This window comes from Streptomyces axinellae, assembly GCF_039532135.1.
Classification (GTDB): domain Bacteria; phylum Actinomycetota; class Actinomycetes; order Streptomycetales; family Streptomycetaceae; genus Streptomyces; species Streptomyces axinellae.
This window is the reverse complement of record NZ_BAAARJ010000011.1, coordinates 74096-95113: the sequence shown is the minus strand read 5'-3', so window position 1 is coordinate 95113 and position 21018 is coordinate 74096. Positions and strand designations below refer to the sequence as shown.

Genomic DNA, 21018 nt, shown 5'->3' with positions numbered 1-21018 from the left:
CGTTCGGAATTGGACAGAGGGAAGGTTGAGCGTTGAGGTACCGTACCGCCCTGACCTGTGCGAACGAAGCGCCCCCGGGGCGTATATCACATCCTGGGGGCGCTTCGGTCTCGCTGTTGTATCGCCGTTCTCGGGACGCTCTCCGGCCGCTTCCGCATGCTGGGGCCCCGGCTCGCGCCGGTGCGCGTGCTCAGCTGAGGCGTTCGAGGACCATCGCCATGCCCTGGCCGCCGCCCACGCACATGGTCTCCAGCGCGAACTGCTTGTCGTGCCACTGGAGGGAGTTGATCAGCGTGGTGGTGATGCGTGCGCCGGTCATGCCGAAGGGGTGGCCGACGGCGATGGCGCCGCCGTTGACGTTGAGCTTGTCCAAGTCGATGCCCAGGTCCTGGTAGGAGGGGATCACCTGGGCCGCGAACGCCTCGTTGATCTCGACCAGATCGATGTCGCCGATCGTCATGCCCGCCCGGGCCAGCGCCTGCTTGCTGGCCTCCACGGGGCCGTGGCCCATGATCTCGGGGGAGAGCGCCGAGAGCCCGGTGGAGACGATCCGCGCCAGCGGGGTCAGGCCCAGTTCGCGGGCCTTGGTGTCGGACATGATGACCAGTGCCGCCGCACCGTCGTTGAGCGCGCAGCAGTTGCCCGCCGTGACGCGGCCATCGGGCCGGAAGACCGGCTTGAGGCCCTCGACGCCCTCCAGGGTGACGCCGGGCCGCGGCCCGTCGTCCTTGGTGACGAGCGTGCCGTCGGGGGTGGTGACCGGGGTGATCTCGCGCTCCCAGAAGCCGTCCGCGAGGGCCTTCTCCGCGAGGTTCTGGGAGCGCACGCCGAACTCGTCCATCTCGCGGCGGGTGATGCCCTTGTGGCGCGCGAGGTTCTCGGCGGTCTGGCCCATGGCGATGTAGACGTCCGGGACCGCGCCGTCCTGGCGCGGGTCGTGCCAGTCCTCTCCTCCCCGCTCGGCGCGGGCCGCGGTGCGGGCCTCGGCGTCGGCGAAGAGCGGGTTGTGGGTGCCGGACATGCCGTCGGAGGAGCCGTTGACCTGGCGGGAGACCGTCTCGACGCCGGCCGAGATGAACACGTCGCCCTCGCCCGCCTTGATGGCGTGCAGCGCCATGCGGGAGGTCTGCAGCGAGGAGGAGCAGTAGCGGGTGACGGTGCAGCCCGGCAGGTGGTCCATGCCCATCTGGACGGCGACGACCCGGCCGAGGTTGTGCCCTTGTTCGCCGCCGGGGAGGCCGCAGCCCAGCATGAGGTCGTCGATCTGGGCCGGGTCCAGCTGCGGCACCTTGTCGAGGGCCGCCTGGATGATGCCGGCCGTGAGGTCGTCGGGGCGGACGTCCTTGAGTGAGCCCTTCACGGCGCGGCCGATGGGGGAGCGGGCGGCAGAGACGATCACTGCTTCGGGCATCACGGCTCCTGGGAGAGGGGGTCTGTCGCTTGTCTACGCTGCGGAAGCGCCGCCGGGGTGCGGAAGCGCGGCCTGCTGCGGAAGCTACCCGCCCGTAGCGGACGGGTCACGGTGTGGAGCATGTGATGCGGACCTCTTCTAAGCGCTTGCTTGGCTGCTTCCGGGGTTCGCTCAGGCGCTCGCCCCAGTGCTCGTCCAGGCGTCCGCCCGGGTGCTCGCCCAGGCGTCCGCCCGGGTGCTCGTCCAGGCGTCGGCTCAGGCGCTCGCCTGGCCGCCTCCCCGGTTCCGGCCCCCGCCGAGCGCGGGCCGGGCGGCGCGTGAGGAGGCCGCTGCCTCCGACTCGGAGTCCCTTCCGGTTCCGGGTCCCCTTCCGGTTCCGGGTCCCCTTCCCGGCCCGGAGCCCGCCGCCGGTCCGGAGCCCGGCCCGCGGCCCGCCTCCGGCGCCGTCTCGGGGCCCGTTTCCTCGGGGGGCGGCAGCCGCCTGCGGCGGCGGTGCTTGAGCAGGGCCCACGGGCCGCGCATCCCCGCGACCTCCGTACCGCCCTCGGCCGCCGCCTCGGCAGCGGCCCTGGCCACCGGCAAGATGCCCTCGCGCCGCCGCGAGTCGGGCCGCTCGTCCTCGGTCGGCCACAGACCCAGCGCCGCGCACAGGGTGGGCAGTACGGCCATCGCCGCCGTCGCGTACCCCTCGGCCGAAGGGTGGTAGTTGTCGGGTCCGAACAACTCGCGCGGGTGCGCGGCGAACTCGGGCCCCAGCAGGTCGCCCAGCGAGACCGTACGGCCGCCCTCCTCGACGACCGCGATGGTCTGTGCCGCGGCCAGTTGACGACTCAGCCGCCGCGCGATCCAGCGCAGCGGCTGCCCCACGGGCTCGACGCTGCCCAGGTCGGGGCAGGTGCCCACCACCACCTCGCAGCCCGCCGTGCGCAGCCGCGCCACCGCGTCGGACAGATAGCGCACCGAGCGCGCGGGCGGCGTCCGGTGGGTGACGTCGTTGGCGCCGACCATGATGACGCACACGTCGGGCGACTCGGACAGTTCCCGCTCGCTCAGCAGCAGCGTGACCTGGCGCTCCAGATCGTCCGACTGCGCCCCGGAGAGGGCGACATTGCGCAGCTCCACCGGGCGTTCGGCGACCGCGGCCAGCGCGGAGGCCAGCAGCGCTCCCGGGGTCTGACGCGGCTGGCGGACGCCCTGGCCCGCCGCGGTCGAGTCGCCGAGGAAGGCCAGCCGCAGCGGCCGTCCCGGATACAGCCGGCCGAAGGCGGTGCCGTAGCTGCCGTCGGCCTGGGGTGGTTCGTCGTCCGAGCCGCCGACCTTGCGTTTGGCGAGCTGGATCTCCGTGAAGAGCAGTCCGATCAGCGCCCCGCCGAGCAGGCTGATCCCACCGCCCCCATAGGCGGCTGCGGTCGCGATCCGCCGGGCCACTCTGGCACTCGACGCCTTCGACATCGGCATTGTGCTGTCTCCGCCTCCTGCGAATTCTTGCTTCGGATGGTCAGGGCTGGTGCGGGCTGGTTGTCGGCCGGGTGTGGACTGGTGCCGGCTGGTGCGGGTCGGTGCTGGCTGATGAGGAGTTGGCGCTACGGACAGTGAAGCTCGTCTCGTTACGGAACGTGAGGGCCAGGGGCCGCGGATCCCGCGGTCCGCGCCGCGCGGGACCGCGAGTGCCACGGGCCGCGGATGCGGCGGGTGTTGAGCGCCGCCGGTGGCGCTCAACTGCCTCTGTGCGCCGTACCCGCGCCCTCATCACTGTGTTGCCCCGCCGGACCCTGTGTGCAACGCGCCCCCTGCGTGCGCGTGTTGCCCCATATGGTGTCGGCATGGGCCCGCAACCACGCGGCCCCACGACTACGCGCGGAGACCACGGTGCAGTATCACGAGTCGATGATCGAGCTTGTCGGCAACACCCCGCTGCTCAAGCTGAACAGTGTCACGGACGGCATCCAGGCCACCGTCCTTGCCAAGGTCGAGTACTTCAACCCGGGCGGTTCGGTGAAGGACCGGATCGCGCTGCGGATGATCGAGGCCGCCGAGGAGTCCGGCCAGCTGCGGCCCGGCGGTGTGATCGTGGAGCCCACTTCCGGGAACACCGGCGTCGGCCTGGCCATCGTGGCGCAGCAGAAGGGCTACCGCTGCCTCTTCGTCTGCCCCGACAAGGTCTCCATGGACAAGATCAACGTGCTGCGCGCCTACGGCGCCGAGGTCGTGGTGTGCCCGACGGCGGTCGATCCCGAACATCCCGACTCTTACTACAACGTTTCGGACCGGCTCGTCCGCGAAACGCCGGGTGCCTGGAAGCCGGACCAGTACAGCAATCCCCACAACCCCCGCTCCCACTACGAGACGACCGGCCCCGAGCTGTGGAAGCAGACCGAAGGCCGCATCACGCACTTCGTGGCGGGCATCGGCACCGGCGGCACCATCAGCGGCACCGGCCGCTACCTGAAAGAGGTCAGCGGCGGCGCCGTACAGGTCATCGGCGCCGACCCGGAAGGCTCCGTCTACTCCGGCGGCTCCGGCCGCCCCTACCTCGTCGAGGGCGTCGGAGAGGACTTCTGGCCCGACGCCTACGACCGCACCATCACCGACGAGATCGTGGCCGTCTCCGACAAGGACTCCTTCCAGATGACGCGCCGCCTGGCCAAGGAGGAGGGCCTGCTGGTCGGCGGCTCGTGCGGCATGGCCGTCGCGGGCGCGCTGGAGGTGGCCAAGCGGCTCGGCCCCGAGGACGTGATGGTCGTCCTGCTGCCCGACAGCGGGCGCGGCTACCTCAGCAAGATCTTCAACGACGAGTGGATGAACGACTACGGCTTCCTGGAGGAGGGCGGCACCGCCGTCTCCCGCGTCGGCGAGGTGCTGCGCTTCAAGGAGGGCCCGATGCCGTCGCTGGTCCACATGCACCCGGAGGAGACGGTCGGCGACGCCATCGACGTGCTGCGTGAATACGGCGTCTCGCAGATGCCCGTAGTCAAGCGGGGCGCCGGTCACCCGGATGTGATGGCGGCCGAGGTCATCGGCTCCGTCGTCGAACGGGAACTGCTGGACGCGCTGTTCGCGCAGCGGGCCTCGCTGGGCGACGCCCTGGACAAGCACATGAGCGCCCCGCTCCCGCACGTCGGCTCGGGCGAGACGGTCGCCGACCTGATGGCCGTACTGGAGGGCGCCGACGCGGCGATCGTGCTGGCCGAGGGCAAGCCGGCGGGGGTGGTCAGCAGGCAGGACCTGCTCGCGTTCCTGGCGAACGAGGTGCGGTGACGTTGCCGGCGCCACCGGGGGCGGTGCCCGGCGCGGCGTGCGGGGCCCGCGTGGGGTGACGGGGCCCGCGTGGGGTGAAGGGCCTGTGGGGGGCGGGGTGTCTGCGGGGTGAGGGGCCGTGGGTGCGGGGCCTGTGCGGAGTTCGGGGCCGCTTCCGGCCGGGGGAGCGGCCGGTGTTCGGGAACTGGTTGCCGGGTGTCATGGGCTGGAAAACCGGGGTTAACAACCGGGGGCCACAGTGGGGGTGTGGGCGCCACGGGCCTCCGGAGCGGCTCCCGGACCGGCGGCGTCCCCACACGCGGCGGCAGGGCCTGACCGCGCGCGTGCCTGGTGGGGGACCGCCGTCGTCCCGCCCCTTTGCGCCTTGCGCGGGGGTGCGGCGGTCCCCCTCTTTCGCTGACTTCGCGCGGGGACGCGGGGCGCGGGGCGCGGGGCGGCGCCCCGGCGCTCAGTGGCGGTCCGCGCCGGTCTCGCGGGAGAACCAGGCGCGGCTGGCCTGGAGGCCGTTGACCGCGACGATGCCGGCCCAGCAGGAGATCAGGCCGATCAGCCCGGCGTTGACCACCGCGATGGCCGACAGCGGGATGGCCAGCACCAGAGAGGCGACCGCCAGGCCGAGGCGGGCGCCGAGGCCGTCGGGGTACAGGTGCGGCTGTGCCTGCTGGGGGCGGGTGCTGCCGCGGGCCACCACCATCTGCTGCTCGGCCATCTGACGGCGCACGCGCTTGTCGACGACGCTGTCCAGCCGCTGCTCGACCTTCTCCATGAAGGAGTCGATCAGCTCGCTCTCGTACTCGGGACCCAGCTCCCTGCGCGTTTGCAGGGTCGCGTCGAGTTCCTTCTTCAGCTCAGGGTCGGGACCGCTCATGCTCGCCACGTTACGGCGCCGAGGCGGGGTCGGCAGTGGGGCTAGCCCCCTGAAATGTCCCGGAGGTTCCCGAACCTCCTCCGTCGGGTTTCCCACCAGTTTTCTCACCGGTTTTCCACCGGCTCCCCCGCGGGGCCGAGCCGTCCGGAGTGGGTGCTTCCGGTTCCGGTATCTCTTCAATCGCCGTGTACGGGGGCGGGGTTGGGCTCCCGGGCCGTTCCGGTAACGCGCGCCGGGGGGCGTCTCGGAGGGGCCCGGGAGGGCCGTGAGTGCGTGAAGATGATTCAAGAAGGCATTGACCCGTCAACTTTGAGCAAATAGCGTCCGGGCATCCCGGCTGAGAGGCGCGTCCCGTACGGAACGCGCCGCGACCTCACCGCGGCTCGGCGCGGCCTGCCCGTGCCGCCGCGGTGACGCCGTGGCTCCGCTCCTACCAGGAAGGAAGGCTCAGCGTGCGCAGACGTTCTCTCCTCACGGCCGCCGCGTCGGCGCTGGCAGCGACCCCGCTCGCGGCCGGCTGCGGTTCCTCCGCGCCATCGGCCCCCTCCGCCCCCTCTTCCGCGTCGCCCTCCGGCGGGTCCCGGCGCGGGCGGCTCACCTATGGCGTCTGGGACGTCTACCAAGTGCCCGCCATGAAGCGGGCCGCCAAGGAGTTCGAGCGGACCCGGCCGGGGGTGAGCGTCGATGTGCAGCTCACCCCCAACGGGACGTACTGGACAAAGCTGCGCACCGCCTGCACCGGCGGCGCGGCCCCCGACGTCTTCTGGATGAACGGGCCCAACCTCGGCCTCTACGCCGCCGCCGGGCAGCTCCTCCCGCTGGAGACCGAGGGCCCGGATGCCGTCGTGCGCCCCGGCGACTTCCCGCCCGACCTGATCTCCCTCTACAGATGGAAGGGCACCCAGTACGGCGTCCCCAAGGACTTCGACACGGTCGCGCTGTGGTTCAACAAGGAGATCTTCGACCGCGCCAAGGTCGATTATCCGGACGACACCTGGACCTGGCAGGACCTGATCGCCAACGCGCAGCGGCTCACCGACCGCAGGCGCGGCGTCTACGGCATGGCGGCGCCGGAGTGGAACCAGGAGAACTACTACAACTCCATCGCCCAGGCCGGCGGCTATGTGCTCTCCAAGGACGGCAAGCACTCCGGATACTCGGACCCGCGCACGCGGGAGGGGCTGAAGCTGTGGGTGGACATGATCCACCGCTACCGGGCATCCCCCACGCTCCAGCAGATGACCGACACCGAAGCCACCCAGATGTTCCAGTCGGGCACCATCGCCATGATCCAGGAGGCGTCGTACAAGGCGCCCACCTTCTGGGCCGACCGGGAGCTTCGTGCCAAGGTCGATGTGGCCCCGCTGGCCAAGGGCCACCGCCGCGCCAGCATCATCCACGGGCTCGGCAACGTGGTGTACGCCAAGACCCCGCACCCTGAACTGGCCCGCGAGTTCGTCCGGTTCATGGCGGGAAAGCAGGCGTCGCTCATCCAGGCGAAGTACGGCACCGCCATCCCGGCCCGCAACGGCACCCAGGAGCCGTGGACCGAGTCCATGCCGAAGTTCGACCTCAAGGTCCATCTGGACGCGCTCGACTACGCGGTGCCGTATCCGACCTCCGCCAACACGGCCGCCTGGGCGCACAAGGAGCAGCGGATGCTGGCCCGCGCCTGGAGCGGTGACGAGAGCCTCACCAGCGTCACGCGCACCCTGACCGACGCCATGAACCAGCTGCTGGCCCAGGAAGGGAAGGCCCGGTCCTGATGAGCCTCGAAGTGAACGCCGCGAAGATCCCGGGCCGGCCGTCCGCCCGGTCTGCCCGGCCAGGCGGACCAGCGGCCGGTGCCGGGTCCGACAGCGGCTCCGGAGCCGACAGCGGGCCCGGGACCGGGGAGCGCGCGCTGCGCAAGCGCGAGCGCCGCTTCCAGCACCGCGACAAGTGGTGGGGCTACGCGCTGATCGCCCCGGCCGGACTGGGCCTGGCGGTGTTCTACCTGTGGCCGGTGGTGCAGACCCTGTACTACAGCTTCACCGAGTGGGGCCCCTTCGGCGGGACGAGCTGGATCGGGCTGTCCAACTACCGCACGCTCGTCCAGGACCCCGAGTTCTGGCAGGCGCTGGGCAACTCCGGCATCTACACCGGACTGGTGCTGCTCGGTATCCCGGTCTCCATGGTGCTGGCGGTGCTGCTCAACTTGAAGGGGATGCGAGGCAGCGGCGTCTACCGCACGCTCTACTTCCTCCCCGTCGTCACCATGCCGGCCGCCGTCGCGGTGGTGTGGCGCTGGCTCTACAACGGCGATGTCGGCATCGTCAACCAGGCGTTGGACGCGATCGGCATCGACGGGACGTACTGGGTCTCCGACCCGTCCACCGTCCGCTTCGCGATAGCCGTCATCGGCGTGTGGATGACCGTCGGCTACAACATGATCCTGCTGCTGGCCGGATTGCAGGGCATCCCGCAGGACCTCTACGAGGCGTCGTCGCTGGACGGCGCGGGCCGCGTGCGCCAGTTCTTCTCGCTGACGCTGCCGCTGCTGAGCCCGACGCTGTTCTTCACCACCGTGCTCTCGGTGATCCAGTCGCTCCAGGTCTTCGACCTCGTCTACCTCATCCTGGGCGCCAACACCGAGGGCGCGCTGATGAATCCGGCCTACGGCGAGGGACAGACCGTCGTGATGCTCTTCTTCCAGAAGGCGTTCTTCGACAACCAGCGCAGCTACGGCGCGGCGATCGTGTGTGTGCTGTTCTTCCTGATCATGGCGCTGACCGCCATCCAGTTCCGCTTGCAGAAGAGGTGGGTCCACTATGGCTGACGCGACGGGACACAAGGGTCGCGAGGGCCGGATGTGGCCCGCGCATGTGGTGCTGTGCATCGGCGCGGTGGTCACCGTCTTCCCGCTGCTGTGGGAGGTGCTGACCTCCTTCAAGACTTTCGGCGAATCGGTCCGCGTCCCGCCGACGATCTGGCCGCAGCACTGGGACTGGTCGAACTACTCGAAGGTGTTCGAGGCGATCCCTTTCGGGCAGCAGTTCGTGAACACCGTGGTGATGACGCTGCTGCGCACCGCGGCGCAGCTGCTGCTGTGCTCGATGGCCGCGTACGCGTTCGCGCGCATCCGCTTTCCCGGGCGCGGGGCGATCTTCCTCGGGTTCCTGGCCGTGCTGATGGTGCCCAGCCAGCTCTTCCTGCTGCCGCAGTACCAGATCATGCAGGACCTCGGCTGGCTGGATTCGATGCAGGCGCTGGTGGTGCCGGGGATGTTCTCCGCCTTCGGGACGTTCTTGCTGCGGCAGTTCTTCATGGGGCTGCCCGAAGAACTGGAGGAGGCGGCGCGGCTGGACGGCGCCAACCCCTTCACCGTCTTCTGGCGAATAGCCCTGCCGTTGGCCCGGCCCGGGCTGCTGGCGCTGGGCATCCTCACGTTCCTGTGGTCCTGGAACGACCTGATGTGGCCGCTGATCGTCAACACCGACCCGGCCAAGATGCCGCTGTCGGCCGGGCTGGCCTCGCTCCAGGGCGCCCATCTGACCGAGTATCCGGTGCTGATGGCGGGCTCGCTGCTGGCCACCCTCCCCGTGATCATCGTCTTCGTCGCCATGCAGCGGCAGTTCATCCAGGGCATCGCTTTCTCCGGCATGAAGGGCTGAGCACCTATGACCGACACCTCCCTCGCCTCGACCTCACCCGGCTCACCCACCTCACCTTCTCCGGCCTCCACCGCCCCGGCCGGCGGCCAGGCGCCGGTCCGTGACCTGCGGCTGGGCGTCATCGGGCTCGGCCTGCGCGCCTACCTCGCACAGGAGGCCCACCACCCGGGCGAGGGCTCGGCGGTGGTCGCCGCCGCCGACACCGCGCCGGGAATGTTCGAGCGGGCCCGCGAGTGGTTCGGCGACGACGTACACCTCTACTCCGGCCACCGGGAGATGCTGGCCGCCGAGGAGCTGGACGCGGTCTTCGTCATCACCCCCGACCACACCCACGAGGAGCTGGCCGTCGAGCTGCTGGAGGCGGGCGTCGCCGTCTTCGTCGAGAAGCCACTCGCCGTCACCACCGAGGGCTGCGACCGCGTCCTGGAGGCCGCGCGGGCGGGCGGCGCGCGGCTGTACGTGGGCCACAACATGCGCCACATGCCGGTGGTGCGCACCATGCGCGAGCTGATCCAGCGGGGCGAGATCGGCGAGGTCAAGGCCATCTGGTGCCGCCACTTCGTGGGCCACGGCGGGGACTTCTACTTCAAGGACTGGCACGCCGACCGCCGCAACACCACAGGGCTGCTCCTCCAGAAGGGCGCCCACGATCTGGACGTCATCCACTGGCTCGCGGGCGCGTACACCGAGCGCGTCACCGCGCTCGGCGGCCTCACGGTCTACGGCGACATCGCCGACCGCTCGGGCCAGGCCCCCGGCGCGGTGATGCCCGACTGGTACGACCCGGAGAACAACTGGCCGCCGCTGTCGAACACCGGCCTCAACCCGGTCGTCGATGTCGAGGACCTGTCGATGATGGTCATGCGGCTGGAGGGCGGCATCCACGCCAGCTACCAGCAGTGCCACTACACGCCGGACTACTGGCGCAACTACACGGTCATCGGCAACGAGGGACGGCTGGAGAACTTCGGCGACCACGGCGAGACCGCCGAGGTGCGGGTGTGGAAGCGGCGCGGCGACTACCGCCCGGACGCCGACCTCGTGGTGCCGATGCCCTCCCCCGGCGAGGGAGGGCACGGCGGCTCCGATCCGATGCTGGTGGCCGAGTTCCTGCGGTTCGTCCGCTCCGGGGGCGCGACCGACACCAGCCCGGTGGCGGCCCGTGAGGCGGTGGCCGCGGGTGTCGCCGCGACGGAGTCGCTGCGCGCGGACGGCCGCCCGGTCACGGTCACCCGGGTCGCCCCCGAGCTGGCCGACTGGTTCGCGGGCGGCCAGGGCTCGGGGGCCGGGCAGGGCGCGGAGGGTGGCCAGAGCTCCGGGGGCGGCCAGGGCTGAAGTCCGCCTCGCACTGCCGGGGCGGCGCGGGGCGCCGCAGCGTCTTGCCCGCCGGACCGCTGTCTGCATAGAGTTATGCAAGGGAGGAGCGGGCTGAATGAGAGGGGCGGGATGGGTGCGGACGGGCGGCTGCTGCAACTCTTCGAGGGGCACCGGCTGACGCCGACCCAGCGCCGTATCGCGCACTGCATGGTGCGCCGCGCCGCCGACGCCCCCTTCCTCTCCAGCGTGGAGCTGGCCGAACTCGCGGGCGTGAGCCAGCCCTCGGTCACCCGGTTCGCCGTCGCCCTCGGCTTCGACGGCTACCCCGCACTCCGCCGCCACCTGCGCGAGACCGCGCTCCCGGACGGCGAGGCGGGGGACGGCGCCGAGGGCGCGGACGGCAACGAATACCAGCAGGCGGTGTACGCCGAGATCGAGAATCTGCGCCGGCTCTCCGCGCTGCTCAGCGACCCCGCGCCGGTCGAGCGGGCCGGAGCGCTGCTGGCGGCCTCCCGCCCGCTGCCCATGCTCGGGCTGCGGGCCGCCGCCGCGCAGGCGGGCGGATTCGCGTACTTCGCCGCCAAGGTCCACCCCGACGTGCGGCTGCTGACCGAGGGTGGCTCCATGCTCGTCGATCGCCTCGACGCCTGCGTACGGGCCGGGGCCCGCGCGTTGTTGTGCTTCGCGCTGCCCCGTCACCCCCGCGAGACCGTCGAGGCCCTCGCGCACGCGCGCGCCGCGGGACTGTCCGTCGTCACGGTCGCGGACGGCGTGTTCGCGCCGGTCGCACACCCGGACGATGTCCTGCTCCCCGCCGCCGTCGGCACCGGCCTCTCCTTCGACACCGCCTGCGCCCCGATGCTTTTGGGCCGGATGCTGCTGGAGGCCATGTGCGACGGGCTGCCCGACGCGCAGGCCCGGCTGGAGGACTTCGACACGCGCGCCCGGGAGCGGGGGCTCTTCGCGGAGTGAGAGCGGGAAGCCGGCTGTCCGGGCGTCGCCCCCTCCGGTCTCCGCCGTCACCGCTCGGGGGCGCGCTCATCCCTCCGGGGTGCGCTCATCCCTTGGGGGCGCGGTCATTTCTCGGGGGCGCGGCCCAGAAACGCGAGCAGCCGGGCAGCCGGGGGTGCTCCCGGCGGGAGCGGGATCACGGGGGCGAACAGCGGGGCGCGGGCCGCCGCCTCGTGCGGGACCAACTGGTGTGCGACCGGGAGGAGTGCGGCGGACAGTGCCGCCGGGAGCGGCCGGTCGTGCTCTCCTGTGGCCCGGGTGATGTCCCAGCCGTGTACGGCCAGTTCCACCGCGCCGGTCAGCGCCAGCGCCTCCGCCGTCAGCGGGGAGCCGGCGATGCTGGTCGGCCGGTGGCCGGTGCCTGCCGCCGCCCAGGCCCCCAGCAGCCGGACCGCCCGCCGCCGGAAGAGGGCCGCCGGGTCGGACCCGGCACCCGACCGGGAACCCGACCCCTGAGTCGGGGCTCGCTCGTCGTACGGGTCTGCCCGTGGCCGGAGGGCGACGGCTCCCTCGGTGATGCCCTCGTACAGCGCCGCGAGGGAGTCGTCCATATGGGCCAGCAGCCGGCCCAGGTCCCATGCCGCGCACGGGGTGGGGCGGCCGAGAAGGGTCGGAGTGACGGACCGGGCCGCGCCCAGCGCGTAGCCGACCGAGCGCTCCAGCAGTGCGGCGGCCTCGCCGAGGTATCCGGCGCGGGCAGTTCCTGTCTCCCTTGGACGCTTCGGCTCCGCCATGGCGGCACTCCTCCCGGCCACAGGCCCGGTGGCCGGGCCGCTCGGGGTGGGGACCGGGAACGGTACGAAAACTCATCGCCCAGGGCGCGAACTCCGGCGTGGCGATCACCCGGCACCGTGCCGCTCGCCCCCCATCGTGCCGCTCGCCCCGCCCCGCACCGTGCCGCTCACCCAGGTCCTGATCGCCCGGACCGTGATCGCCCGGACCGCGATCGCCCGGCGCCCGCGCCCGTCCGCTCACTCCTTGACCGCGCCGCCGAGCATCCCGCTGATGAACGTCCGCTGGAGCAGGACGTAGCCGGCGAGGACGGGCAGCGCGACGAGCACGGCGGCGGCCGAGGTGACGCCGGGATCGCTGTTGCGGCGGTCGCTGGTGAAGAAGGAGAGCGCGAGCGGCGCGGTGCGCACGTCCGGGTTGTCGGGCACGAGGACGAGTGCGAGCAGGAACTCGTTCCAGGCGTAGAGGAACAGCAGCGCCGCCAGGGCGCCCAGGGCCGGGACGGCGAGCGGCAGCATGATCTTGCGGAGCGTCTGGAGGCGCGTCGCGCCGTCGATCTCCGCCGCCTCGCGCAGCGAACCGGGCACGCCCGCGAAGAAGGTGCGCATCCAGAAGGTGCCCAGTGCCAGGGAGAGGCCCACCTGGGGCAGGATCAGCGCCCAGTAGGTGTCCAGGAGGCCCCATGCCCGCATCTGGTAGTAGAGCGGGATCACCGTCGCCTCGTACGGCAGTACGAGCCCGATCAGCAGGATGCCCAGCAGGGGGCCTTTGAGCGGGAACGTGAAGACCGCGAACGCGTACCCGGCCGGCACCGCGACGAGCAGCGTCAGCACCACCACGCTCCCGGCCACCAGCAGACTGGAGAGCAGGGCGCTGGAGAAGAGTCCCCGCTGCCAGGCCGTGGCGAAGTTCTCGAAGTGGAGCGAGGAGGGAACCGAGAAACCGGTCACCCGCGCACCCGGCTCGTGCAGCGCCACCAACAGGATCTGCGCGAACGGGTACAGCGCCACGAGCGAGGCGATGACCAGCAGCGCGTGGCTGATGACGGACTCGCGCCGTCCGCCGTTCATGAGACCCCCTCCCTTCATGAGATCCCCTCCTTCCCGCCCCGACGATTCCCGCCCCGACGGTTCCCGCCCCGGCCATTCCGGTTGCCCCGGTGGCCACCCCGGTCGCCCCGCTCGCCTCGGGCGTCCCGCTCGCGCAGCACGCGCAGGATCGTGCCGCAGACGAGCAGCGTCAGCGCGGTCAGTGCGATGCCGATGGCGGCGGCGCTGCCGACCTGGCGGGTGACGAACGCGCCCTGGTACAGGAAGACACTGGGCACGGTGGTGCTGGTGCCGGGGCCGCCGGTGGTGGTGTTCCAGACGATGTCGAAGTTGCGCAGCGCCTGGGTCACGGTGAGCACCAGCGCGATGCCGGCCTCGCCGCGCAGCGCGGGCAGGATCACGGTGAAGAACTCCCGCACCGGCCCCGCCCCGTCCAGCCGCGCGGCCTCGAACAGTTCGCGGGGGACCTTCAGCGCGCCGGTCAGGAACAGCACCATGCACAGCCCGTACATGATCCACGAGCCGATCAGTCCGACCGAGGGCAGCGCCGTCCCGTAGTCGCCCAGCCAGGAGCGGGCCCACCCGTCCAGGCCGAGGGCGCGCAGCAGCCCGTTGACCGGGCCGTCCGTGTCGTAGATCCAGCGCCAGGACACGGCGATGACGACGGTGGAGAGCACCTGCGGGATGAACAGCAGCGAGCGGAAGACGGCCAGGCCACGGATGCGGATACGGACCATCAGCCCCGTCAGCAGCAGGCCGGCGGCGACCGGTAGCAGCGCGTAGAAGACGAGGAAGACCAGCGAGTGCAGCAGCGCGGAGCGCAGCGCCGGGTCGCCCAGCAGCGCCGTGTAGTTGTCCGGGCCCGCCCAGGTGCCGAGGGTGAGCCCGTCCCAGTCGAACAGGGAGATCCACGCGGTGGTGAACAGCGGGCGCAGCACGAACAGGATGTAGAACGCGGCGCCGGGCAGCAGGTACAGGTACGCGGGCCAGTACTGGCGCCGGGCCCAGACCCGCACCCGGCCCTCCCGGCTACGGCCCTCCCCGCTACGGTCGCTCCCGCTACGGCCGTCCCCGCCCCGGGCCGTCGCGTGTCCGTTGGCCGTCCCGGACGCGGCCCCCAGGAGCTTCCCCGGGCCGGGCCTCATGGGCGGGGTCCTGACCGGCGGGCCTTCTTCTCCTGGTCGGCGCGGAAGGATTCCCGGTCGGCCTGCACCTTTCTCAGGTAGGCGTCCACACTCAGGCGGCCGGTCAGCAGGTCCTGGGTGGCCGAACCGATAGTGGCCAGCATGGAGTTGCTGGCCCAGTCGAAGTAGAAGGTCTGCCCGTCGTCGTCCAGCAGCCGCCTGCCGGTCGCGGCCTGCTGCCGGGCGAGTGCGTCGGGCATCGTGACGCCTTCGGTGAGCACCGGGAGGCGGCCGGCGTCGGCCATGGCCTGGGCGCCGGTCCTGCTCTGCATCATGCCGAGGAAGGCGACGGCGGCGTCGGTGTTGTCGGTCTTCGCCGAGATGTGCCAGGGCAGTCCGAGCGCGCCCGCCGCGACGGTGCGTCCGTCGGCGGTGCGTGGGATGTCGAAGCCCGCGTCCGGGCCGAGTTCCTTGCCGATGGCCGGGGCGTTCCAGGAGCCGGCGACGAGGAAGACGCCCTTGCCGCCGAGGAACTTGGTGACCGCGTCGTCCGAGCTGATGCCGTTGTAGCCCGAGCCGAGGTAGCCCTTCGCGGCCCAGTCGCGCAGCGTCCGGGCGGCCTCGCGGTTGCCCCGGGTGGCGAACGTGGTGCCGGGGACGCCGTTGATCCAGGCGCGGCTCTCGCCGACCGGGGCCGTCTGCGCCTGGATGGTGCCCAGGAGCTGTTCGGCCGGATACTGCTCGGAGTTGCCGAGCATGAGGGGCTGTTGCCCGGATGCCTTGGCCTGCTTCAGGGCCCGGGTGAAGTCCGCCCAGGTGCGGGGCGGGTCGATGCCGTGCTCGCCTATGGTGTCGAGCTTCTTCCTGTTGTAGAAGACGCCGACGTACTCATTGCTCTGGCCGATGCCGTAGAGGTTGCCGGAGCCGTAGATCGCGCCGTCCTGGGTCCAGCGCAGTTGGGCGGTGGCGCCGGGGGGCAGGTCGAGGTCCCAGCCGTAGGCGTGCGCCACATCGTCCAGGGGGCGCAGCAGTCCGCTCTGTACGAGGGGGCCGTCGATCCCGTAGCCCTGGTTGCCCTGGATGAGGTCCGGCGGGTGGGCGCCGGACATCGTGTTCACGATGGTCTTGGAGAAGTCGGCGAACGTCTTGGTCTCCACCCGGACGCTGACGTTCGGGTACTTCTCCTCGTACCGGGCCACCAGCCGCTTGAGGAACCCCCGTTCGCCGGAGTCCGCGAGTAGCCGCAGCTCCGTCCTGCCGTGCGCCGCGACGTCCGCCGGGGTGACCGGTGCGGTGATCCGGCCGCCGGTCAGCTCCCGCGCCGGACCCCCGCCGCCGCCGGCCCCCGGCACGCCGCACCCGGCGAGGAGGAGCGCCACAGCGGACGCGAGGAAGGACGCCACGAGGGATGCGGGTCCCGACGTGGTGACGGACGCGGAGGTGGTCGTGAGGACGGCCGTGCGGGGGCGGCGGGAGGCCGGAGTGTGATCCATAGCCCGCTCATTAGTCGCCCGTGCGCCGGTTGTCGATACCCGGCGCACGGGCGGGGACGCGGGCCGACGGCTGCCCGGACCGCGCGGGACTCAGGCGGTGCGCGGCCCGGACCGCGCCGGGTCCAGACCGCGTCGGCCGGCGCCTGGAACTCCTCGTCGCCCAGCGTGATCCGCGCGGCCTCGGTGTTCTCCTCCGGGTGCGCCACCCGCGAGGTGTCGGGGATCGGCAGCATCACCGGTGACCGGCGCAGCAGCCAGGCGAGCGCGAGCTGGGAGGGGGAGGCGCTGTGTTCCCTGGCCGGGGCGTCCGGCGGGCCGCCCGGGCGTGCCGGCTCGCCGGTGGCGATCGGGAACCACGGGATGAACGCGAGGTTCTCCCGCTCCGCGTACTCCAGCACGTCCTCCGCGCCCCGGTTGGTGAGGTTGTAGAGGTTCTGCACGGAGACGGTCTCCGCCGGCTTCCTGGCCTGCTTCACCTGCTCGACGGTGACCTCGGACAGGCCGATGTGGCGGATCTCGCCCTCCTGCTGGAGCAGCACCGGCTCGCCGAACTGGTCGGCGAGCGGTACCTGCGGATCGGCGCGGACGAGGTCGGCCGGTCCGGGACCGGGCTGGTGGGGGCGTTCGAGACGACCGAGAAGGGTTGAGTCGTACGGGAAAAAGGGAGAGCTGAGGCTCCCCGGTGTCATGAACGCTCCCGGACGGGCGTGTCTTCCCGGCTGCGGGTCCGCATTCCCGCCGAGGCCCCCGGCACGGCCTCGCGGACCGCCGACTCGCTGACCGCTGCCTCGTGGCTCGCTGCCCCGTCGGACCTGCGCAGACGAACGGGCGCCGGTGAGCGCGACGCCGCACCGGGTCAGGGCAGCTGCTTGAGGAGCTGCTCGGCGACCGGGCCCGCGGAGGCCGGGTTCTGGCCGGTGACCAGGTTGCGGTCCACGACCACGTGCGGGGCCCACGGCTCGCCCTCCTGGAAGTCGGTGCCGACCTCGACGAGGCGGTCCTGGAGCAGCCACTTCGCCTTGTCGGCCAGGCCCGCCTGGCGCTCCTCGGCGTTGGTGAACCCGGTCAGCCGGTATCCGGTGAAGGCGTTGCCGCCTTCCTGGGCGTGGGCGGCCAGCAGCGCGGCCGGCGCGTGGCACACCAGTCCGAGCGGCTTGCCCGAGGCGAGCGTCCGCACCAGCAGCGTGCCCGAGTCGGTGTCCTCGGCCAGGTCCTCCATGGGACCGTGGCCGCCGGGATAGAAGACGGCTTCGAAACCGGCGGGGCCGCCTGACGCGTCGAGCCGCACGTCCTCGATGCCGAAGGGCTCGCGCAGCTCGGTGAAGGACTCCAGTCCGGCGGCGATGCGGTCCGCGTTCTCCTGGCCGCCGTTGGCGTCGGCGGTGAGGCTGGCCTGGTCGGCGGCGGGGATGACGCCGCCGGGCGTGGCCACGGAGACCTGGTGGCCCGCCGCCTTGAACACCTCGTACGGCGCGAGCGCCTCGTCCGCCCAGAAGCCGGTGGGGTGCTGGGTGCCGTCGGCGAGTGTCCAGTGGCCGGCGCCAGTCATCACGAAAAGGATCTGCGACATGTCGTACTCCGGAGCGTCGGGGGCTTGTTCCGTCATCCCGCAGGGTCACACGCCGACCAACCGTACGCAGGACGTCAACGCGCCGCGTGTCCGAACGGGGCCGCCCTCCCGTGTCCCCGCACGCCGCCCGCTCACGCCCGTCGGCCCGCCCGCCCGCGGCGCGTCGGCCCCCCGCGGTGCCTCAGTCGCGCAGCGCGTCGCGCTGTGCGGCGCCGGATTCGGCCACCACCGACTCCAGCGTCTGCGGCGCGCGGACCGTGGCGAGGGCGACCGTTTCGTCCCCGCCGACGGTGTAGCCGTAAATGCCGGGCCGGGGGAGGGAGTTGTAGCCGAACGGGGTGGAGTAGTAGTAGGCGCCGGTGTCCAGGAGGGCCGCGTGGTCGTCCTCGTCCAGTGGGGGAAGGGGGCGCTCGCGGGCGACGAGGTCGCCCGCGAAGCAGCAGGGGCCCGCCACGTCCTGTATCACGGGCGGGGCCGTCTTGGGGCGGCCCTGCGCGTCGTAGGCGGCGACGCGCAGGGGCCAGGCGTCGGGGGCGAAGACGGTGCGCACCGCGAGCTGGGCCCCGGCGTGGGTGACGGCGATCCGCCGTCCGCCCGCGCTCTTGGCGTACTCCACGCGCGCCACCACCGTGCCCGCCTTGGCCAGCAGCGCCCGGCCGAACTCGGTGACCAGGCCGTACGCGCCGGAGAAGAGGCCCGGCACCGTCTCGGCCAGCAGCCGCGCGTAGGCGGCGAAGGTGGGCGCGCTCTGGTCGGAGTCGAAGTTGACGGGGAGGCCGCCGCCCAGGTCGAGGGTGTCGATCTGACGCCTGCCCACCGCCGCGTTGATCTCCTCGGCCAGCTCGTACACGGTGGCGACGCCGCGTGCCATCAGCTCCAGCGGGATGCCCTGGGAGCCGACGTGCGCGTGCAGCCGGGTGAGCCAGGGGCGGGCGCGGAACGCCTCGGTCAGCCACTCGCGCGCGCCCGGGTCGCGCAGCGGGAAGCCGAATTTGGAGGTGGCGGTCGCCGTGCTCATGGCGCCGATGGCGCCGCCGCCGACCTGGGGGTTGATCCGCAGCCCGAGCGCGGCGCCCCCGGCGCCCTCGGCCCCGCTGCCCCCGTTCCGGCCGCCACCGCCGCTCCCGTCCCCGGCCAGCAGCGCGTCGAGGCGGGCCAGTTCCCGCGGGTTGTCCGCGTTGAGCGCGATGCCCGCGGCGAGGGCCTCGCGCAGTTCGGTGCGGGTCTTGGCGGGGGAGTCCAGGACGGTGTGCGCCGCGTCCACCCCGGCGGCGCGGGCGAGCGCGAGTTCGCCGGGGCTGGCCACCTCGCAGCCCAGCCCTTCGTCGGCGAGCAGCCGCAGCACCGGCACCAGCGAGGAGGCTTTGACGGCGAAGGTGTGCAGCACGGGCTGGTCCGGTGCCGCCACCTCTCGGAAGGCGGCGTGCAGCGCGCGGGCCGACTCGCGTACGGCGGTGACGTCCAGCAGGCCCACGACCGGCGTGTGGTCGTCGGCCAGCAGCCCGCGCCCGACGGCGGCGCGTACGGCGAGGTCGCGGCGGCGGGCGGGGTCGCTCGGTGACGGGGCGGCCGGGGCCGAGGCGGGCTGGTTCAAGGGGTCGGCGCTCATGGGGCCAGCCAAACACGGCAGTCCGGGAGCGGGCACCTGTTGACTAAAGTTATTCAGTGAATAAGCTGGTTGAATAATTGTGCTACACGGGGTGCGCCGCGCCCCGCCCGGCCGTCCGAGCGAGGACCGGCAGCACGCCACCGTCACCAGTCGAGGGAGTTACGCCCATGGCCGGCACCGCAGAACCCCGAGCGTCCCGAGGGCCCCGCCCCGTGCGGGCCCCGCGCGGCAGCGAACTGAGCGCGCTCGGATGGCAGCAGGAAGCCGCGTTGCGGATGCTCCAGAACAACCTGGACCCGGAGGTCGCCGAGCACCCCGACAAGCTCGTCGTCTACGGCGGCACGGGCAAGGCGGCCCGCGACTGGAACTCCTTCGACGCGATGATCCGCACCCTGCGCACGCTGCGCGGCGACGAGACGATGCTCGTCCAGTCCGGCCGCCCCGTCGGCGTGATGACCACCCACGAGTGGGCGCCGCGCGTGCTGATCGCCAACTCCAACCTGGTCGGCGACTGGGCCAACTGGGAGGAGTTCCGGCGCCTGGAGCAGCTCGGGCTGACCATGTACGGCCAGATGACGGCCGGTTCGTGGATCTACATCGGCACCCAGGGCATCCTCCAGGGCACCTACGAGACCTTCGCCGCCGTCGCCGCCAAGCTCGCCGCCAAGAAGGGGCACAGCGCCGGGACCCTCGCCGGGACGATCACCCTCACCGCCGGGCTCGGCGGCATGGGAGGCGCCCAGCCGCTCGCCGTCACCATGAACGACGGCGTCGCGATCGTCGTCGAGTGCGACCCCTCGCGCATCGAACGCCGTATCGAGCACGGCTACCTCGACGTACGCGCCGACAGCCTGGCCGAGGCGCTGCGCCTCGCCGTCGAGGCCCGGGACGCCCGCCGCCCCCTCTCCATCGGCCTGCTCGGCAACGCCGCCGAGGTGCTGCCGCGCATGCTCGCCGAGGGCGCGCCCATCGACATCGTCACCGACCAGACCTCGGCCCACGACCCCCTCGCCTACCTGCCCGCCGGCCTCGACTTCGCCGACATGGCGGCCCTCGCCGCCGAGAAGCCCGCCGACTTCACGCGGCGGGCCCGCGAGTCGATGGCCGCCCACGTCGAAGCGATGGTCGGCTTCCAGGACGCGGGCGCCGAGGTCTTCGACTACGGCAACTCCATCCGGGGCGAGGCCCAACTCGCCGGATACACCCGCGCCTTCGACTTCCCCGGCTTCGTGCCCGCCTACATCCGCCCCCTCTTCTGCGAGGGCAAGGGCCCCTTCCGCTGGGCGGCGCTCTCCGGCGACCCCAAGGACATCGCGGCCACCGACCGCGCCCTCCTCGACCTCTTCCCCGAGAACGAGTCCCTCGCCCGCTGGCTGCGCCTCGCGGGCGAACGCGTGCACTACCAGGGGCTGCCCGCGCGGATCTGCTGGCTCGGCTACGGGGAGCGGGCGGCGGCCGGCGAGCGCTTCAACGACATGGTCGCCTCGGGCGAGATCCAGGCCCCGCTCGTGCTCGGCCGCGACCACCTCGACTGCGGCTCGGTGGCCTCCCCGTACCGCGAGACGGAGGCCATGCGGGACGGATCGGATGCCATCGCGGACTGGCCCATGCTGAACGCCATGATCAACGTGGCCTCCGGCGCCACCTGGGTCTCCCTCCACCACGGCGGCGGCGTCGGCATGGGCCGCTCCCTGCACGCCGGCCAGGTCACGGTCGCGGACGGGACGGCGCTGGCGGGCGAGAAGCTGCGCCGCGTGCTGACCAACGACCCCGGCATGGGCGTCATCCGCCACGTCGACGCCGGCTACGAGGAGGCGGAGGCGGTCGCGGCCGAGCGCGGGGTCCGCGTGCCGATGCGGGAGGACGACCGCCCCCTGCGGGAGGGCGACCGATGAGCCAGGACTCCCACCGCGGAGATACGCC

Annotated in this window: 16 protein-coding genes and 1 pseudogene; 7 read left to right on the top strand and 10 right to left on the bottom strand. The window is 72.3% G+C overall.

Going from position 1 to position 21018, the window contains the following annotated elements; translation table 11 throughout:
• Positions 1-190: 190 nt before the first annotated feature.
• Together ABD339_RS17840 and ABD339_RS17835 are read right to left on the bottom strand one after the other, a co-directional pair.
• Positions 191-1411: an acetyl-CoA C-acetyltransferase gene (locus tag ABD339_RS17840; RefSeq protein WP_344567194.1), complete on the bottom strand. Its 1221-nt coding sequence runs from the start codon at positions 1409-1411 to the stop codon at positions 191-193.
• Positions 1412-1666: 255 nt separating this feature from the next.
• Positions 1667-2869, bottom strand: a complete 1203-nt coding sequence (locus tag ABD339_RS17835; RefSeq protein WP_344567192.1) for an SGNH/GDSL hydrolase family protein — start codon at positions 2867-2869, stop codon at positions 1667-1669.
• Positions 2870-3280: 411 nt separating this feature from the next.
• On the opposite strand from ABD339_RS17835, the gene ABD339_RS17830 reads away from it, so the two are divergent.
• Complete coding sequence (locus ABD339_RS17830) at positions 3281-4669, top strand: cystathionine beta-synthase (RefSeq protein ID WP_344567190.1); 1389 nt, start codon at positions 3281-3283, stop codon at positions 4667-4669.
• Positions 4670-5117: 448 nt separating this feature from the next.
• Here ABD339_RS17830 and ABD339_RS17825 read toward each other — a convergent pair whose 3' ends face one another.
• A complete protein-coding gene (locus tag ABD339_RS17825) occupies positions 5118-5537 on the bottom strand; it encodes a hypothetical protein (RefSeq protein WP_344567188.1) in 420 nt (139 codons plus the stop codon).
• 452 nt (positions 5538-5989) lie between these two features.
• Here ABD339_RS17825 and ABD339_RS17820 point away from each other — a divergent pair, with 452 nt between their 5' ends.
• The 5 genes from ABD339_RS17820 to ABD339_RS17800 all read left to right on the top strand — a co-directional run bounded on the left by ABD339_RS17820 (position 5990) and on the right by ABD339_RS17800 (position 11479).
• Positions 5990-7303 (top strand): ABC transporter substrate-binding protein, encoded by a 1314-nt coding sequence (locus ABD339_RS17820; protein ID WP_344567186.1) that lies wholly within the window; start codon positions 5990-5992, stop codon positions 7301-7303.
• The gene (locus tag ABD339_RS17815; protein WP_344567184.1) at positions 7303-8355 is read left to right on the top strand and encodes a carbohydrate ABC transporter permease; all 1053 of its coding nucleotides are present in this window, start codon (positions 7303-7305) and stop codon (positions 8353-8355) included. Before ABD339_RS17820 ends, ABD339_RS17815 begins: the two co-directional genes overlap by 1 nt.
• Positions 8348-9190 carry a carbohydrate ABC transporter permease gene (locus ABD339_RS17810; protein WP_344567182.1) on the top strand — a complete coding sequence of 281 codons (843 nt, stop codon included), beginning with the start codon at positions 8348-8350 and terminating at the stop codon, positions 9188-9190. Before ABD339_RS17815 ends, ABD339_RS17810 begins: the two co-directional genes overlap by 8 nt.
• A 6-nt stretch (positions 9191-9196) precedes the next feature.
• Complete coding sequence (locus ABD339_RS17805) at positions 9197-10525, top strand: Gfo/Idh/MocA family protein (RefSeq protein WP_344567180.1); 1329 nt, start codon at positions 9197-9199, stop codon at positions 10523-10525.
• Between the two features lie 111 nt (positions 10526-10636).
• A complete protein-coding gene (locus ABD339_RS17800; protein ID WP_344567178.1) occupies positions 10637-11479 on the top strand; it encodes a MurR/RpiR family transcriptional regulator in 843 nt (280 codons plus the stop codon).
• A gap of 104 nt (positions 11480-11583) precedes the next feature.
• Here the strand turns inward: ABD339_RS17800 and ABD339_RS17795 are convergent, their stop codons facing one another.
• From ABD339_RS17795 to ABD339_RS17765, 7 genes and pseudogenes are all read right to left on the bottom strand, one after another.
• Entirely contained in the window at positions 11584-12252 is a 669-nt protein-coding gene (locus tag ABD339_RS17795; RefSeq protein WP_344567176.1) for a TIGR03086 family metal-binding protein, read from the bottom strand.
• A 237-nt stretch (positions 12253-12489) separates the two neighbouring features.
• Positions 12490-13338 (bottom strand): carbohydrate ABC transporter permease, encoded by an 849-nt coding sequence (locus ABD339_RS17790; protein ID WP_344567174.1) that lies wholly within the window; start codon positions 13336-13338, stop codon positions 12490-12492.
• Positions 13335-14444 carry a carbohydrate ABC transporter permease gene (locus tag ABD339_RS17785; RefSeq protein WP_344567172.1) on the bottom strand — a complete coding sequence of 370 codons (1110 nt, stop codon included), beginning with the start codon at positions 14442-14444 and terminating at the stop codon, positions 13335-13337. The genes ABD339_RS17790 and ABD339_RS17785 overlap by 4 nt, the downstream gene beginning before the upstream one ends.
• Positions 14441-15826, bottom strand: a complete 1386-nt coding sequence (locus tag ABD339_RS17780; protein ID WP_344567170.1) for an ABC transporter substrate-binding protein — start codon at positions 15824-15826, stop codon at positions 14441-14443. Before ABD339_RS17780 ends, ABD339_RS17785 begins: the two co-directional genes overlap by 4 nt.
• A 215-nt stretch (positions 15827-16041) precedes the next feature.
• Positions 16042-16506 (bottom strand): annotated as a pseudogene (locus tag ABD339_RS17775) (aldo/keto reductase); the annotation flags it as partial.
• A 266-nt stretch (positions 16507-16772) separates the two neighbouring features.
• Positions 16773-17486, bottom strand: a complete 714-nt coding sequence (locus tag ABD339_RS17770) for a type 1 glutamine amidotransferase domain-containing protein (protein WP_344567168.1) — start codon at positions 17484-17486, stop codon at positions 16773-16775.
• Positions 17487-17667: 181 nt separating this feature from the next.
• Positions 17668-19095, bottom strand: a complete 1428-nt coding sequence (locus ABD339_RS17765) for a type III PLP-dependent enzyme domain-containing protein (protein ID WP_344567167.1) — start codon at positions 19093-19095, stop codon at positions 17668-17670.
• A 167-nt stretch (positions 19096-19262) separates the two neighbouring features.
• On the opposite strand from ABD339_RS17765, the gene hutU reads away from it, so the two are divergent.
• Positions 19263-20990, top strand: a complete 1728-nt coding sequence (gene hutU, locus ABD339_RS17760) for a urocanate hydratase (RefSeq protein WP_344567166.1) — start codon at positions 19263-19265, stop codon at positions 20988-20990.
• Positions 20991-21018: the final 28 nt, after the last annotated feature.

Coding starts and splice junctions, on each gene's coding strand:
- ABD339_RS17840 (WP_344567194.1), bottom strand. CDS start 1,411: ATGCCCGAAGCAGTGATCGTCTCTGCCGCCCGCTCCCCCATCGGCCGC.
- ABD339_RS17800 (WP_344567178.1), top strand. CDS start 10,637: ATGGGTGCGGACGGGCGGCTGCTGCAACTCTTCGAGGGGCACCGGCTG.
- ABD339_RS17770 (WP_344567168.1), bottom strand. CDS start 17,486: ATGTCGCAGATCCTTTTCGTGATGACTGGCGCCGGCCACTGGACACTC.
- ABD339_RS17810 (WP_344567182.1), top strand. CDS start 8,348: ATGGCTGACGCGACGGGACACAAGGGTCGCGAGGGCCGGATGTGGCCC.
- ABD339_RS17765 (WP_344567167.1), bottom strand. CDS start 19,095: ATGAGCGCCGACCCCTTGAACCAGCCCGCCTCGGCCCCGGCCGCCCCG.
- ABD339_RS17785 (WP_344567172.1), bottom strand. CDS start 14,444: ATGAGGCCCGGCCCGGGGAAGCTCCTGGGGGCCGCGTCCGGGACGGCC.
- ABD339_RS17805 (WP_344567180.1), top strand. CDS start 9,197: ATGACCGACACCTCCCTCGCCTCGACCTCACCCGGCTCACCCACCTCA.
- ABD339_RS17825 (WP_344567188.1), bottom strand. CDS start 5,537: ATGAGCGGTCCCGACCCTGAGCTGAAGAAGGAACTCGACGCGACCCTG.
- hutU (WP_344567166.1), top strand. CDS start 19,263: ATGGCCGGCACCGCAGAACCCCGAGCGTCCCGAGGGCCCCGCCCCGTG.
- ABD339_RS17790 (WP_344567174.1), bottom strand. CDS start 13,338: ATGAAGGGAGGGGGTCTCATGAACGGCGGACGGCGCGAGTCCGTCATC.
- ABD339_RS17835 (WP_344567192.1), bottom strand. CDS start 2,869: ATGCCGATGTCGAAGGCGTCGAGTGCCAGAGTGGCCCGGCGGATCGCG.
- ABD339_RS17815 (WP_344567184.1), top strand. CDS start 7,303: ATGAGCCTCGAAGTGAACGCCGCGAAGATCCCGGGCCGGCCGTCCGCC.
- ABD339_RS17795 (WP_344567176.1), bottom strand. CDS start 12,252: ATGGCGGAGCCGAAGCGTCCAAGGGAGACAGGAACTGCCCGCGCCGGA.